This window comes from Limnochorda sp. (assembly GCF_047459355.1).
In the GTDB taxonomy this organism is placed as follows: domain Bacteria; phylum Bacillota; class Limnochordia; order Limnochordales; family Limnochordaceae; genus Limnochorda.
In genome coordinates this window covers 1-14,249 of the sequence record NZ_VSCV01000033.1, presented here as the reverse complement: position 1 = coordinate 14,249, position 14,249 = coordinate 1, and the positions used below count along the sequence as shown (strand labels likewise).

The window sequence follows — 14,249 nt, the reverse complement described above, 5'->3', positions numbered from 1 at the left end:
TGGCCACGGGCCACCTGAGCCGGGACGAAATCTTTGCGGTCGTCGACGCGGCCATCGACGCCGGGGTCAAGCAGATCATCGTGACCCACCCCGACTTTCCCACCCAGAACCTCTCTCTCGAAGACCAACAGGCCTTGGCGGCCAAGGGTGCGTACTTGGAGCGGTGCTTTACCACCGCCTACACCGGCAAGGTCCAATGGGAGACCATGTTCGAGCGGATCCGGGCCACGGGTGTCACCGCCAACGTCCTCTCCAGCGACCTGGGCCAGCCGTCCAACCCGCCCGTCGAGGACGGTCTCGCCCTCATGGCCGACCGCCTCTTGGCCGCGGGCTTCACCGAAGATGAGGTGCACATCATGGCCGTTCGGAACACGGTCGAGCTGGCAGGAGGGATCGCGGCATGAGTGATGGAGCCAAGCCGGGGAGCATTCTGGTGGTCGGGGCCCACGCGGCCGACTTCGTCTGGCGGGCTGCGGGAGCAGTGGCCGTCGCCACGGCCCGCGGCGCACGGGCCACCGTCGTCGCCCTCTCTTATGGTGAACGGGGCGAGGCGGGCGACCTTTGGAAGCAACCCAACCAGACGGTGGAGAACGTCAAGCGCATCCGCCACGAACAGGCGGTTCAGGCGGCGGAAGCCATCGGCGCTGAGTTCCGCTGCCTCGACCTGGGCGACTATCCCCTCGAAGTGGATCGGGCCGCTCTCGAGCAGCTGGTGGCGCTGATTCATGAGGTGGAGCCGGATGTGATTCTCACCCATACGGCGGAGGATCCCTTCAACCCCGACCACCCCGTGGCCCACGAGGCGGTCAAGAAGGCCCGGATGCTTGCGTCGGGAGCGGGGGTACAAAGCGGCTTCAAGACCATCAAGCCGCCGGTTCTCTACGCTTTCGAGCCCCACCAGCCTGAACTCTGCGGTTTCATGCCCAATACGTTCGTCGATATCACTCCCGTCTTCGAGCAGAAGAAGCGGGCTATGGAGGCGATCGCGTCTCAGACGTATCTGCAAAAGTACTATGCCGAGCTGGCGGAGCGCCGGGGCAACCACGCCCGCCGAGTATCGGGCAACTCGGCGATCAGGTATGCCGAAGCCTTTCAGCGGCTGCTTCCGGCCGTTGTCTCCGAGCTCTGAAGACGGTCAGCCCGGGAAGGAGCCAAGGTATGGAACGGGTGAGCCGAGAGCAACTCGAGCAATTCGCCGCTTATGGCGTGGCCACTGTCTATGAAGCAGCGGGTCGGCAGGGCCTCATCGACATTCCCTTGATCCCCCTCATCCCCGGTACCGCCGTGGCTGGGCCCGCGTTGCCTGCCTTCTGCGGGCAGGACGACAACCTGATGGTCCACGCGGTGATGGAGCGGATCGAGCCCGGTGACGTCCTCGTGCTGACCATGCCCGAGCCAGCACCGGTCGCCCTGCTCGGTGAACTCCTGGCGACCCAGGCGAAAGTGCGCCAGGCAGCCGGCATCTTGGTGGACGGGGCCGTACGGGATGTGGCGGAGCTCCGGGCCATGGGCTTGCCCATCTGGACCCGCTTCATCCGGGTTCGGGGCGCTGGCAAGAACCTTGTGGGCACCGTGGGCGAACCGGTGACCGTCGGTGGAGCCCCCATCGCTCGGGGCGACGTGGTGGTGTTGGACGACGACGGGGCTGTGGTGGTCCCTCGGGAGCGGGTCGATGAGGTTCTCCAAGCTGCCCAGGCCCGAGTCGATCGGGAGAACCGCCTCAGAGAACAGCTCAAACAGGGAAAGCTCTCCTACGACCTGCATGGACTCCGGGAGGTGGTGGAGGGACGGCGCCTGGGCTAGGCCCGGCCCTCCCCTGCCGACGCACCACCTTCTTGAGGCGCGCCCCGGCCTGACTGCGGCAGCAACGCCTGGACGAATCGGCTGATCACCGCGTCGTTGCGGTCGGCGGCCCGGTAGGCGAGCCAGATCTCGTTCTGGACCGGCCGCGGCGGTGACCAGATCCGCGTCAGCCGCCGGGCCTCCACCCGCTTCTCGACCAGATACGAAGGCAAGACGCTCAACCCGACGCCCCGTTCCACCAATCCCATGATCCCGTGCAGGTCGGGCACCACCATGCGGGGTGTGATGCCGGGGCGCTCTCCGAAGCTCTCCATCCAGAAGCGCCGGATGATGGGCAGATCCTCACCGTAGCTGATCCACGGCCGCCCCTCCAGCTCGGCGCGGACCGCGGTAAGGTCGCTCGGGTCAGCGGAAAGGGTCGATTCGGGCCCGCCCACCAGCCAGAAGAACTCCGTCTCCAGGTGGATGAAGAGCAGCCCCCTCCGGGCCAGGTGCTGGGTCGCGATGACCACATCCAAGAGGTGCGCCTCGAGGGCATCGAGCAAGGCGGCCGTCGGCCCGAACCTGACGACCAGCCGCCCCCCTTCCCCCGTCCAGGTGGGAACCACCCGCTCTTTGAAGTACTCGAGGGGCGAACCGAGCCGGATGGCCGCCTCTCGCGTCCCGCCGCGCAGCTCAGACGTGGCCCGCTCCAGCCGGTCGATGGCGGGCGCCACCTGGTTGTACAGGGCAATGCCCCGCTCCGTTGGCACCATCTTCCGGGGCCGCCGGTGGAACAGGGGCTCGCCCACTTCCGCCTCCAGGGCAGCCAGGTGCTGGGAGAGGGCTGGCTGGGTTAGGTGGCGGGAGGCGGCGGCCGCGGAGACGGAGCCCGCCCGGTAGATGGCAACGAAGGAGCGGTACCACTCAAAGTCTGCCATAAGGTTGCTTATCGCCCCCTGGTATTTTCGCAATTGGTATTATAGATCGCCCGTGCCTATGATGCTCGTGGAACCATCCACGGCGAAGGAGTGGTGGTCTTGGCACGTCGGCGAGTGCTCATGGTCGTCACCAACCACCGGGAAATCACCCCGGACCATCCGACGGGTCTGTGGCTGTCGGAGTTCACCGAGCCCTACACGGTCTTTCGCCAGGCGGGGTATGAGGTGACCGTGGCCAGCCTCCAAGGCGGCAAAGCCCCCATTGATCCCCGCAGTCTCCCGGAGACCAACGATCCCGAGACCCTGGCTGCCATCGCCCCGCTGGAGAAGACCCTTCCCCTCCGGGAAGTGGACACCGACCCGTTTGACGCCATCTTCCTGCCGGGCGGCCACGGGACCATGTACGACCTCCCTCCCAGCCAGGAGCTGGGCCGCGTGCTCCGCGCCTTCTCTGAGTCGGGGCGGGTGATCGCGGCCGTCTGCCACGGCCCTGCGGGCCTTGTGGGAGCCACCCTGGCCGACGGCTCGCCTCTGGTGAAGGGCAAGCGGGTCACCGGGTTTACCAACGAGGAGGAACGGGCGGCGGGCTTCGACACGCTGATGCCCTTCCTGCTCGAGGATCGCCTGCGGGAGCTGGGGGCGACCTTCGTCGGGGCCCCGCCCTGGACTGACCACGTGGAGCGGGACGGGAACCTCATCACCGGGCAGAATCCCCAGTCAAGCCTCAGCACAGCGAGGGCGGTGGTCGAGGCCCTGGCCGAAGCCCCGACTTCAGTGGTGAACTGAGCCTCTCCAAAGACAGAACCCGCCCCGACCCACGCGCCACCCATGGGTTGGCCGGGGTCGGGGCGCTCGCGCGACGGGCTCCTTTCCGTTCCCGATGGGCCTGCCCAACGGCAGGGCGGCGCCCAGCTACAGCCGCGACTCTTGCGGCGCGGTCATCCTCTCGGGCCGGAGGATCTCGTCCACCTGCTCCTTGGGCAGCAGCCCCCTCTCGATGACGATCTGCCGGACGGGCTTGCCCGTGGCGAGGCTCTCCTTGGCCACCTGGCTCGCCTGGTCGTAACCGATGTAGGGGTTGAGGGCCGTCGCCACCCCCACGCACCGGTCGATCTCCTCAGCGCACCGCGCTTCGTTGGCGGTGATGCCCACCACGCACCGGTCAGCCAGCATCTCGGCCACGTTGGCCAGAACCTCCAAAGACTCAAGCAGCCGAACGCTCACCACGGGCAGCATGACGTTCAGCTCCAGCTGCCCGTTCTGGGCGGCGAGGGTGATGGTGAGGTCGTTCCCGCAGATGAGGTAGGCCACCTGGTTGACCGCCTCAGGGATGACCGGGTTCACCTTCCCCGGCATGATGGACGAGCCCGGCTGCAGGGGCGGCAGGTGGATCTCTCCAAAGCCGTTCCGGGGGCCGGAGGCCATGAGGCGGAGGTCGTTGGCCACCTTGGTCAGGTTGGAGGCCGCATCCCGAAGAGCGGAGGAGAGGGCCAGGAAGGCGTCCACGTTCTGGGTGAGATCGACCAGCGACTGAGCCGAGCGGAAGGGGTACCCGGTCCGCTCCGCCAGGTTGGCCACCGCCCGCTGGATGTACTCGGGCGAGGCGTTGAGGCCGGTGCCAACGGCCGTCCCCCCCAGGTTGACGGCCAAGAGGTCCTCGAACCGGGACAGAAGCCGCTCCGCGTCCCGCTGGACCACGTTCCGGTACGCCTCGAACTCCTGCCCCAGCAGGATGGGGACCGCATCCTGCAGGTGGGTGCGGCCCTGCTTGAGCACGTGGGCGAACTCCTCGGCCTTCTGGCCGAAGGCCTGGGCCAGCTTCTTCAGGGCGGCGACCGTCTTCTCCCCGGCCCGCAGGCTGGCCAGGCGGAGGGCTGTGGGCACCACGTCGTTGGTGGACTGGGCCATGTTCACGTGGGTGTTGGGGTGAATCTGGCTGTAATCCCCCTTGGGCCGGCCCAGAAGCTCCAGGGCCCGGTTGGCGATCACCTCGTTGGCGTTCATGTGGAAGGAGGTGCCCGCCCCGCCCTGGACGGGGTCCACGATGAACTGATCGTCCCACTTCCCCTGGGAGACCTCCTCGCAGGCCTGGAGGATGGCCGCGCCCATCTCGGCGGGGAGGGCGCCGGTCTCCACGTTGGCCTTGGTGCAGGCCCACTTCACGTCCCCGACGGCGCGAATCATCAGGGGGTTGGGCCGGTAGCGGGTGATGGTGAAGTTCTCCCAGGCCCGCACCGTCTGGACACCGTAGTACGCGTCGGCGGGAACCCTTCGCTCGCCAAGGGAGTCGCGCTCAATCCGAAAGGCGGCAGGCGCTTCCATCGGGGAGGACCTCCTCAGGGGCAGTCATCGTTGGTGTATGCTTATACGCATTTCCCGTTGGAATTCCTGTGGCCGAAGAGGTCCAAATGTGGCAAAGAAGGCGCGCAGGCTCGCGTTCAGCCCTTGACCGCCCCTGCCGTGAGCCCCTCCACGATCCGCCGCTGGAAGATGAGGACCAGAAGGATCAAAGGCAGCGTGACGATGACCGACGCGGCCATGATCTCGCCCCAGGGGATCTCATACTGGGTGGCGCCGGAGAAGTACGCGATGGCCACCGGAACCGTCCGGGCCTGGTCGTTGACGGTGAAGGTGAGGGCGAAGAGAAACTCATTCCACGCCTGGATAAAGGCCAAGAGCCCCGTGGTGACCATGGCCGGCGCGGCCAGAGGCACCAGCACCCAGCGCAGGGTTTGAAGAGGTGTGGCCCCATCGACAAAGGCTGCCTCCTCCAACTCCCGCGGCATCGCGCGAAAGAAACTGGTCAGCACCCAGACGGTGAAGGGCAGAGTGAAGGTGAGATAGGTGAGCACCAGGCCCCACCAGGTGTTGTACAGGCCCAGGGCCCGAACCAGCAGGAAGAGGGCGCCTAAGATGGCGATCTGAGGAAACATGGTCATGGCCAGCACCGCGTAGAGAACCGCCTGCCGTCCCCGGAAGGGGATACGCCCCAGCGCATAGGACGCGAGGGCCCCGATCATCAGGGAGACGCCCACGGTGAAGAGGCTCACCATCGCCGAGTTGAAGAGGTTCCGTCCGAAGGGCCGGGCCGTGAAGACGGTGATGTAGTTCTGCCAGTTCAGGGTGCTGGGCCAGTACCGGACGGGGGTGGTGAAGAGCTCGTGCCTGGGCTTCAGAGACGAGACCACGGTCCAGTAGAAGGGAAAGAGCGTCCAAAACAACAGCAGCAGGACAACACCCCAGAAGAGCACCTTGGTCGCGACGCGTCGCGCTCTCCGGCTCACGCCTCGTTCCCCCTCAACAGGCGCACGTAAAGCAGGACGAAGACGAAGATCACGAAAAAGATCACCACGCTCACGGCCGACCCGTAGCCCAGCTGCTGGAACTCGATCAGCACCCTCCGGTTGTAGGTCGCCATGCTCTCCGTGCCCGATGCGCCGGCCGTCATCACGAAGATGACGTCGAAGACCCGCAGGGCGTCCAGGGTGCGGAAGATGAGGGCGACCAGCATGGCGGGCCGCAGGAGAGGTAAGGTGATGGAAAAGAACTGCCGCATCTGGCTCGCGCCGTCGACACGAGCCGCCTCATAAAGGTCGCGCGGGATCACCTGGAGCCCCGCCAGGAGCAAAAGCGCCATAAACGGCGTCGTCTTCCAGACATCCACCGCGATGATGGCATGCATCGCGAGACCGGGGACGGCCGTCCAGGCCAGGGGCGCATCCAAGAGGCCCACCCGCATGAGCAAGTCGTTGACCACGCCGAAGACATCGTTGTACATCCAACGCCACATTTGGGCGGACACCACGGTGGGAATGGCCCACGGAACGAGCACCGCGGCCCGCACCAGCCCCCGGCCGGGGAACTGGGAGTGGATCACCAGGGCGATGAGAAGGCCCAGCACCAACTCGGCCGAGACCGATACGACCGTAAAGTACAGGGTGTTGCCTACGGCCTCGAGAAAGACGGGGTCCGTGAGGAGCCACCGGTAGTTCTCCAAGCCTACAAACTGGACGGATCGGCTCGAGCCGAGACGGGCGTCGGTCAGGCTGTTGTAGAAGGTGGTGACCAACGGGTAGAGCGCCACCCCGACCAAAACGGCCAGGGTGGGCAGCAGGAGGATCCACGCCAGACGAGCCTGGCGAGCCCCCAGGGTGGTGGCGGCCCGCCGTTCGATCCTGCCTGCCTCGACCAGCACAGGCTCTAAGCGATCGATGCCCATCTCCCCCCAAGGCATGAAGGAAGGCGGGGTGGCCCAGCCGGCCCCCCGCCTCGTGAGTTCACCGCATGATCCGCCTCAGTTCCGCCTCCAGCCGCGTCAGGGCCTGTTCGGCTGTCACCTGTCCGGTGAGCACCTGGTGAACCGCGGTGAAGTACGCCGTGGAGACCTCGTTATACCGCTCTCCGGCCACGGCCGACGGCCGGGGGACCGCATTGATGAACACATCGTAGAGCTGCCCCATGAACGGTGAGGCCGCCAGGACGTCGGCGTCATCGTAGAGGGCTTCAATGGTGGGGTTGAAGCTGCCCTCGATGGCCCGACGCTTCTGCTCCTCGTAGCTGGCCAGGTACCGGACCAACCAGGCCGCCGCCTCTTGGTTCCGCGAATACCGGGACACCATCAGGCTCCAGCCGCCCAAAGCCGCGGCACTCCCCGCCCCGCCGGAGGGGAGGGGGGCCACGCCGACCTTGCCCCGCACCGGCGAGTCTTCGGCCTGGGCCAGCGCGTACGCGTAGGGCCAGTTCCGCATGAACGCCGCGTTCCCGCTCTGGAAGATGGCCCGCGCCTCTTCCTCCGCGTAGGTGGTCACGCCAGGCGGTGAGATGGTGCCCACCCAGCTGCGGGCCATCTTCAGCGCTTCCACCGTTCTCGGATTGTTGACCGAGATGGTCCCGTCCGGTTCGATGATGGTCCCACCGCCGAAGGAAACCTGCCACTCCAGAGCGTCGCACGTGAGCCCTTCATAACGATTACCCTGCCAGACAAAGCCCCAGAACGACGGATTGCCGGCGGCTCGCTCGCCCTCCTGGATCACGCGGGCCATCTCCGTCAGGTCCTCCCAAGTGGCCGGCGGGCCAGAGAAGCCGTACTTCTCGAGGAGGTCCGCCCTGTAGTAGAGGAGACCCGCATCGGTAAACCAGGGAAGGGCGACCAGCCTCCCATCGATGGTGTTGTTGGCGATGGTGGCGGGGAAATGCTGGGCGATCTCCTCTTCGGGAACGTACTGGAAGAGGTCGACCGCATGCTCAGCCAGGATGCCAGGCCAGATCACGTCGACTTGGTAGACATCGATGTCCGGTGACCGAGCGCCGAGGTACTGGAGGTAGAGGCCAAGCCGGTCCGTGGCCAGATCGGGGGTTTCCAGAACCTCAACCCGCGCGCCGGTGAGTTCGGAGAAGGCGGCCGCCGCTTCCTTGGTCAGTTGCAGCTCCTGCCCAACGGCGCCGGCGGCCACGGTTAGGGTGACGCCGGTCAAATCGGGCCACTCAATGGCCGGCTGGGCGACCGCCGTCGCCGGAACCAGGCAGACCAGACAGGCGATGACAGAGAGCAGGGTCATCAGACCCCACCGTGTCCGGACCAATGCATGAACCTCCCCGTCGAGTGGTCCATGATCTCGGCTTCGGGCGCCACCCCGCCGCCCGGCCGTCGCTCGCGAACGGGGCGGGCCAACGCTCAGGGTGGGCGCCGCTGCCCTTCTGTCTACTACCGAGTATACCAAATCATCCGTTCGTTCCAAGACAAGCGGTTATCCCAGAAGTCCGAAATCACTACGAAGCTGGCTCGTATGGTTCAAGCGCCAAGCGCCCGTCGGGGTGGTAGACGATCCTCCGGGGCCGATCCAAGCAGCCGGCGAACCCTTCCACGCCGGGAACCCGACTCCGCCAGGTGAGGAGCACGTCGTCACCCTTCGGGCCTTCGATCGTCCGGCTGGTGTAGCAGCCCGAATCAGTGCCTAAGAGCACTTCCTTCCCCACCGGTCGGTAGGGCCCCAGAAGGTGATCGGAAACGTAATAGAAAATGCCCGTCTGCGGCTGCTCGGGCGAGATCTCTTCGGCGTGTTCCGGTGTGTACCACTGGGCCTGAGTTGAGAAAGTCAGGTAGTACCGGCCGTTCCCCTTCCAAACCGTGGGAACTTCCATCTCATAGAAATGCCCCGGGGCCACCACCGGCGGCAGGACCTCCCAGGTAACCAGGTCCTCAGAGCGGGCGGCCGCGATGCATCCCCGCCCCTGGGGGTCGCCCTCCTTCACCCGGGCGGTGATGAAGGCGTAGAACATCGCTTCCTGAGGCTCGTAGTAGACGTACGGGTCCCGCCACGACTCGTTCCCCGTGGGAGACGCCTCGGCTTTCTCGTACCAGCGCGGGTCAGCCTCCAACAGGGGCCTGTCCGACCACCGCTCCCAGTGCTGGAGATCCCGGGACACCGCGAGGCCGATCCGCTGCACCCGGCCTCGCTCCCCGGCTGCCCGGCCCGTGTAGAGCATGTAGAACTGCCCGTGGGCAGCGATGACCGACCCGGTCCAGATGGAGAGGTCGTCCCACGAGCCGGGTGCTCCCGGTTCGAGAACGAGGCCTCGGTCTTCCCAACCCACCAAGTCTCGAGAAAAGGCGTACCGGACCCGCGCCACGTCGTGCCGTTGTTCTGGGTCCGGCAGCGTCCGGGGAGCGGTGAGGTGATAGAGGTGGTAGCCCTCCCCGTGCTTGAGGAGCCAAAAATCCCAGAGATAGTGGCCTGGAGGGCTATAGCACGGGGATGCCAGGCTGTCATCCTGTGGAAGCGACGGGACCTCAGGTTCACGCCACACCGTCAACACCCCCTGCCTGCCTCCGTTCCTCGGGGCGAGCCGGGCTGCTGCATGGCCTGCTCCCCCTCAACCATCGAAAAAGACAGGCCAGCGCGTCTTTTCGCCCGTAGGCGACGAACCCCTCCCCATACTGCCGCGAGCCTCCCTCATCTGGCAGGCCGATGGGGATTCACCGCCGCACCTTCACCTGCACCTCTTCCAGCTCCCAGGGCGCCTCGCTGGTGACGGTGATGAAGCGCTCCTCGCCGGGGAGCAGGTCGAAGCCGTTGTCGGCGAAGCGGAGATCGTCCCGGTCGCTGGTGAGGCGGACGAAGTGGGCGAAGTGGCGGGCCCGCAGCCTCAGCCCGTCCTCCCGCCGCTCCACGGTGAGCTCGGGATCGGGCAGGACCAGCTCCTTCTCCTCGGCCAGGAGCCAGACGCCCCCCACCGGCGGCCGGGCCGGCACCGCCCCGGGGTCCCAGAGGCGGGTCGCCCAGCCCGGACTCCTTCCGCCCTCCTCCCCTCCCAGCACCCGCACGTAGAGGAGCTGGCTTCGCCGCTGGGCCGGGGTGAGCCCCTCTTCGCCCAGCCCGGCCGGTCCCAACCGGGTCGCCTGGGAGGGGGCGAGCTCCACCTCCAGCTCCCGCCGGGCGAGGACCCGGCCGGTGAAGTCCATCCGCCCCACCTCGATGCGGCCCTTCCAGGCCCGGGGCAGGCTGTTCACCCCTACCAGCTCGTAGGTGCCCGGCGGGGCCGGCGGGTCGAAGGGGGAGAGGGTGCCTGCAGGGGCGAGGAAGACGGCCCGGGGTTCGAAGGCCCGGCGGACGGCGTAGTAGGCCGGCTTGGGGTGGAGGCCGTAGTCGATGAGGCTCCAGCTGATGCCCGGCCAGCAGTCGTTCAGCTGCCAGACCAGGGCGCCGGAGCAGAGGGGTTCCCGGGCCCGGTAGTGCTCGCAGGCCACCCGCATCCCTTCCGCCTGCACCAGGGTGGAGAGCTCCTCGTAGGCCTCGATGTCCCTGGGCTGGCCCGTGTGGTAGGCAAAGAGCTGTTCGATCTTCACGTTCCCGTTGGGGTCTTTGATCCGGTTGAGGAAGGCCTCGCCGTTGTAGGTTAGGGGGCCGGTGACGTAGCGCCGCAGGAGGCTCAAGCGGGGCGAGCCGTGGATGCCGAACTCGGTGACGAACCGGCCCCAGTCCTCCTGGTACCGGCGGAAGTTGACCCCTTCCGGCGACGGGTCGTGCCGCGGGGGCTCGTGGCTCCGCCGGGGGTAGACCCCGCCGTGCCAGACCTGCCAGTTGTGCTTGTTCCCCATCTCGTCCGCGTTGGGGTCGTCGCCGCCGTAAGGGCTGGAGGGCCAGTACGGCCGGGTGGGATCCAGGGCCGCGCACACCGCGGGCAGGACCTGGTGGTAGATCCGGTAGCCGGGGAAGGCCCGGCCCGGCTCCTCCCAAGTGTTCTGGGAGGCGATCCAGTCGTTCTCGTTGTTGCCGCACCAAAGGGCGATGGAGGGGTGGTTGCGCAGCCGCTTGACGGCCCAGGCGGCCTCCGCCTCCACCTCCCGCACGAAGGCGGGGTCGTCGTCGGGATACTCGGCGCAGGCGAAGATGAAGTCCTGCCAGACCAAGAGCCCCAGCTCGTCGCAGGTCTCGTAGAAGACCGGGTCTTCGTACATCCCCCCGCCCCAGACCCGGATCATGTTCATGTTCCCCTCCCGGGCCAGGGTGAGGAGCCGGCGGTACCGCTCGGGGGGCGCGGCGCCCAGCATGCTCTCCGCCGGGATCCAGTTGGCCCCCCGGGCGAAGAGGGGCACCCCGTTGAGGAAGAGCCGGAAGCTGAGGCCGCCCTCCCCGTCGGGCGCCTGGACCAGGTGGACCTGGCGGATGCCGAAGCGGGTGGTGTACCGGTCCAGCTCGTGGCCCTCGGGGCTCTCCAGAACCGCCTCCAGGGTGTAGAGTTCGGGCCGGCCCAGATCGTGGGTCCACCAGAGCCGGGGGTGGGCCACCTCCACCATCCCCCGGGCGATGCCGGCATGCACGGGGAGGACCCGCTCCTGACCGTCGAGCCTCACCCGGAGGCGGGTGCCTGGGGTGACGGGCCCGGCCACCTGCGCCACCAGCTCCAGGGAGGCCGCGTCCGGCCGGATCTGCACCGTCCGGACGGCGACGCCCCCGTCCAGGTGGACGGCCCCCCGGGCGACCAGCTCCACCGGCCGCCAGATCCCCGCCATGACCAGCCGGGGCCCCCAGTCCCAACCGTAGCGCATCTGGGGCTCCCGCCGGAGCACCCGCCGCTGGTCGTAGGGAGCCCAGAGGGTGCGGGCCTTGGCTGGGAGCTCGCCCAGCGCGGGGATGCGGACCACCAGCCGGTTGCGCCCCGGCTGGAGGTGGTCGGTCACATCCCACTCGGCGGGCCGGAGGGCGCTCGGGTGCTCGCCCAGAAGCCGGCCGTTAAGCCAAACCCGGGTCCCCGGCTCGACGCCCTGAAACCGGAGGATCAGCCGCTGCCAAGGGGCCACCCCTTCGGGCCGCGCCACGTCGGCCGCGAACCACCAGTCCCGTTCCTCGGTCCAGCGGGCCGCCTCGGTGTTGGCGTCCACATAAGGATCGGGCAGGCGGCCCTGCTGGACCAGGAGGTGGATCAGGTTGGCCGGGAGCTCCACCGGCGTCCAACGGGCCGGCACGCTCCCATCCCCTGGCTGGAAAACCGGCTCGGGAAGCTCCGTCCCGGGCGAGACGTCCTGCATCCACCACTGGGTGATCTGAAGCTTCATCGGCCACGACTCCTTCCCGCGGGTGCCATGGTCGACTCGGCCGCCCCCGGTTCAGACCGGGTGGAGGCGGGGAACATCGGCCAGGAGCTTCTGGGTGTACTCATTTTTCGGGCGGCCGAGAACCTCCTCCACGGGGCCCTCCTCCACCAGCCTTCCCTTCTGCATCACCAGAAGCCGGTTGCTGGTGTAGGCGGCCAGACCCAGGTCGTGGGTGATGAAGAGGATGGTCATCCCCAGCTCCTCCCGCAGGTCCAGGAGGACGTTCAGGAGGCTCACCCGGGAGGAAGCGTCGATCATGGAGGTGGGCTCATCGGCGATGAGGAGGCGGGGCTTGAGCATCAGGGCCCGGGCGATCATCACCCGCTGGCGCTGGCCGCCGCTCAGCTGGTGGGGGAGCCGGGAGAGCACCGCCTCCGGCTCCAGCCCCACAGCCCGGAGGACCTCCGCCATCCGGGCCCGGGCGTGGCCTGGCGGGAGCCGCCCAGGCAGCAGGTGGAGGCTGTTGGCCAGCAGCCGCTCCACCCGGGCGAAGGGGTTGAAGGATGCAAAAGGGTCCTGGAAGACCGCCTGGACCTGCCGCCAGTAGGCCTTCCGATCCGTCCGGAGGAGCCGGCTCACCTCCCGCCCCTCGAAGCGGATGGTGCCGGCCGTGGGCGGAAGGAGGCCCAAGAGCATGCGGGCGACGGTGCTCTTGCCGCTCCCGCTCTCCCCCACCAGGGAGACCACCTCAGCCTCCCGGAGGTGGAAGGAGACGCCGTCCACGGCGGTGACGGCCGCGCGGCCCGAGCCGAAGACCCGGGTCAGGTTCCGGGCCTCCAGGAGGACCCGTCCAGCCTTTGAACCCCCCACGACCACCCCTCCTTCGCCCGGCTCGCCTGCGTCCAGGAGGCCTCCGCCCCGCTTCCTCCCGCCCGGCTCTCCCCTACCCTTCCGCCCGCCGCCCCCAGGCCGGTCCTCACCCCTCCCGGCCGACCTGGGCCGTGGCCAGGGCCTCACCCGTCCCCCGGGGGCAACCCGCGCCTCCCCGCCACCGGGGCAGGCAGCCAGCCCTCCTCCAAGAGCCGCCAGCACCAGGCGTCCCGATCGCCGGAGCGGAAGCGCGGCGGGACCTCCACCCGGCACCGGTCCAAGGCCACCCCGCACCGGGGGGCAAAGGCGCACCCCTGGGGTAGTTCCCGTAGATCGGGCGGGGCGCCGGGAATCCCCTCTACCCGCGCCCGGCCCCGGCGGGGTTCGGGGGCCAGCACGGACCGGACCAGGGCCTGGGTGTAGGGGTGCTGGGGCCCGGCCAGGACCTCCTCCACCCGCCCCGTCTCCACCAGACGGCCCGCGTACATGACGGCGATCCGGTCGGCCACCTGCTGCAAGAGGGGCAGCTCGTGGGTGATGAAGACGACGCTCTGGATGATGCCCTCCTCCAGCAGGCGGCGGAGCAGATCGAGGACCGCCCGCTGGGAAGTCACATCCAGGGCTGAGGTGGGCTCGTCGGCGATGAGCACCCGGGGGTTGAGCAGGGTCGAGAGGACCGCGACCACCCGCTGCTTCATCCCCCCGCTCAGCTGGTGAGGGTACTGGTCCAGCACCGCCGCTGGCAGGCCCAGGTGCTCAAAACGCCGCCGGGCCTGGTCCAGCACCTCCCGGCGCGTCAGCTCCGGATGGTGCTCCCGCACCACGTCCACCGCCAAAGCACCCACTCGTCGAGTGGGGTTGAGTGCGTTGAGGGCGCCTTGGGGCAGCATCGCGACCAGCTCTCCCCGGACCTCCCGGCGAAGCCGCTCCGGCGACAAGGTGAGCGGGTCCCGCCCGGCCACCCGGATCTGGCCCTTCAGAAGGTAGAGAGGCGGCTCCAGATGGCAGGCGAGCAGATGGGCGAGGGTCGTCTTGCCGCACCCCGACTCGCCGGCGATGCCCAACACCTCGCCCGGCCGCACCGCCAGGCTCACCCCGTTCACCGCCCAGACGGGCGGCAG

General features: G+C 68.2%; 13 protein-coding genes. 4 read left to right on the top strand and 9 right to left on the bottom strand.

Features of this window, described 5'->3' with window-relative positions; translation table 11 throughout:
• From FWJ67_RS09635 to FWJ67_RS09625, 3 genes are all read left to right on the top strand, one after another.
• On the top strand, positions 1-404 hold a 404-nt coding region (locus tag FWJ67_RS09635; protein ID WP_414482753.1), incomplete at its 5' end, for a DUF6282 family protein.
• Complete coding sequence (locus tag FWJ67_RS09630) at positions 401-1,129, top strand: PIG-L deacetylase family protein (RefSeq protein WP_414482752.1); 729 nt, start codon at positions 401-403, stop codon at positions 1,127-1,129. The genes FWJ67_RS09635 and FWJ67_RS09630, both read left to right, overlap by 4 nt.
• Before the next feature lie 29 nt (positions 1,130-1,158).
• A complete protein-coding gene (locus FWJ67_RS09625; RefSeq protein WP_304173552.1) occupies positions 1,159-1,803 on the top strand; it encodes a 4-carboxy-4-hydroxy-2-oxoadipate aldolase/oxaloacetate decarboxylase in 645 nt (214 codons plus the stop codon).
• Here the strand turns inward: FWJ67_RS09625 and FWJ67_RS09620 are convergent.
• Entirely contained in the window at positions 1,800-2,723 is a 924-nt protein-coding gene (locus tag FWJ67_RS09620) for a LysR family transcriptional regulator (RefSeq protein WP_414482353.1), read from the bottom strand. The genes FWJ67_RS09625 and FWJ67_RS09620 overlap by 4 nt on opposite strands.
• Positions 2,724-2,843: 120 nt before the next feature.
• On the opposite strand from FWJ67_RS09620, the gene FWJ67_RS09615 reads away from it, so the two are divergent.
• Complete coding sequence (locus FWJ67_RS09615; RefSeq protein ID WP_414482357.1) at positions 2,844-3,509, top strand: type 1 glutamine amidotransferase domain-containing protein; 666 nt, start codon at positions 2,844-2,846, stop codon at positions 3,507-3,509.
• Between the two features lie 126 nt (positions 3,510-3,635).
• Here the strand turns inward: FWJ67_RS09615 and FWJ67_RS09610 are convergent, their stop codons facing one another.
• The 8 genes from FWJ67_RS09610 to FWJ67_RS09575 all read right to left on the bottom strand — a co-directional run.
• Positions 3,636-5,045: an aspartate ammonia-lyase gene (locus FWJ67_RS09610; protein ID WP_414482354.1), complete on the bottom strand. Its 1,410-nt coding sequence runs from the start codon at positions 5,043-5,045 to the stop codon at positions 3,636-3,638.
• A 116-nt stretch (positions 5,046-5,161) separates the two neighbouring features.
• On the bottom strand, positions 5,162-6,007 hold the full coding sequence (locus tag FWJ67_RS09605; protein WP_304173560.1) for a carbohydrate ABC transporter permease: 846 nt from the start codon (positions 6,005-6,007) through the stop codon (positions 5,162-5,164).
• Positions 6,004-6,942 (bottom strand): carbohydrate ABC transporter permease, encoded by a 939-nt coding sequence (locus FWJ67_RS09600; protein ID WP_304173562.1) that lies wholly within the window; start codon positions 6,940-6,942, stop codon positions 6,004-6,006. The genes FWJ67_RS09605 and FWJ67_RS09600 overlap by 4 nt, the downstream gene beginning before the upstream one ends.
• Before the next feature lie 58 nt (positions 6,943-7,000).
• A complete protein-coding gene (locus tag FWJ67_RS09595) occupies positions 7,001-8,281 on the bottom strand; it encodes an ABC transporter substrate-binding protein (protein WP_304173564.1) in 1,281 nt (426 codons plus the stop codon).
• A gap of 211 nt (positions 8,282-8,492) precedes the next feature.
• Entirely contained in the window at positions 8,493-9,530 is a 1,038-nt protein-coding gene (locus tag FWJ67_RS09590) for a glycosyl hydrolase family 32 (protein ID WP_414482751.1), read from the bottom strand.
• A 169-nt stretch (positions 9,531-9,699) separates the two neighbouring features.
• Positions 9,700-12,279 (bottom strand): beta-mannosidase, encoded by a 2,580-nt coding sequence (locus tag FWJ67_RS09585; protein ID WP_414482750.1) that lies wholly within the window; start codon positions 12,277-12,279, stop codon positions 9,700-9,702.
• 51 nt (positions 12,280-12,330) lie between these two features.
• Positions 12,331-13,128, bottom strand: a complete 798-nt coding sequence (locus FWJ67_RS09580; RefSeq protein WP_304173571.1) for an ABC transporter ATP-binding protein — start codon at positions 13,126-13,128, stop codon at positions 12,331-12,333.
• A gap of 143 nt (positions 13,129-13,271) precedes the next feature.
• Positions 13,272-14,249, bottom strand: a 978-nt coding sequence (locus FWJ67_RS09575) for an ABC transporter ATP-binding protein (RefSeq protein ID WP_414482749.1), incomplete at its 5' end; no start/stop codon positions are given.

Coding starts and splice junctions, on each gene's coding strand:
- FWJ67_RS09630 (WP_414482752.1), top strand. CDS start 401: ATGAGTGATGGAGCCAAGCCGGGGAGCATTCTGGTGGTCGGGGCCCAC.
- FWJ67_RS09625 (WP_304173552.1), top strand. CDS start 1,159: ATGGAACGGGTGAGCCGAGAGCAACTCGAGCAATTCGCCGCTTATGGC.
- FWJ67_RS09620 (WP_414482353.1), bottom strand. CDS start 2,723: ATGGCAGACTTTGAGTGGTACCGCTCCTTCGTTGCCATCTACCGGGCG.
- FWJ67_RS09615 (WP_414482357.1), top strand. CDS start 2,844: ATGGTCGTCACCAACCACCGGGAAATCACCCCGGACCATCCGACGGGT.
- FWJ67_RS09610 (WP_414482354.1), bottom strand. CDS start 5,045: ATGGAAGCGCCTGCCGCCTTTCGGATTGAGCGCGACTCCCTTGGCGAG.
- FWJ67_RS09600 (WP_304173562.1), bottom strand. CDS start 6,942: ATGGGCATCGATCGCTTAGAGCCTGTGCTGGTCGAGGCAGGCAGGATC.
- FWJ67_RS09595 (WP_304173564.1), bottom strand. CDS start 8,281: ATGACCCTGCTCTCTGTCATCGCCTGTCTGGTCTGCCTGGTTCCGGCG.
- FWJ67_RS09585 (WP_414482750.1), bottom strand. CDS start 12,279: ATGAAGCTTCAGATCACCCAGTGGTGGATGCAGGACGTCTCGCCCGGG.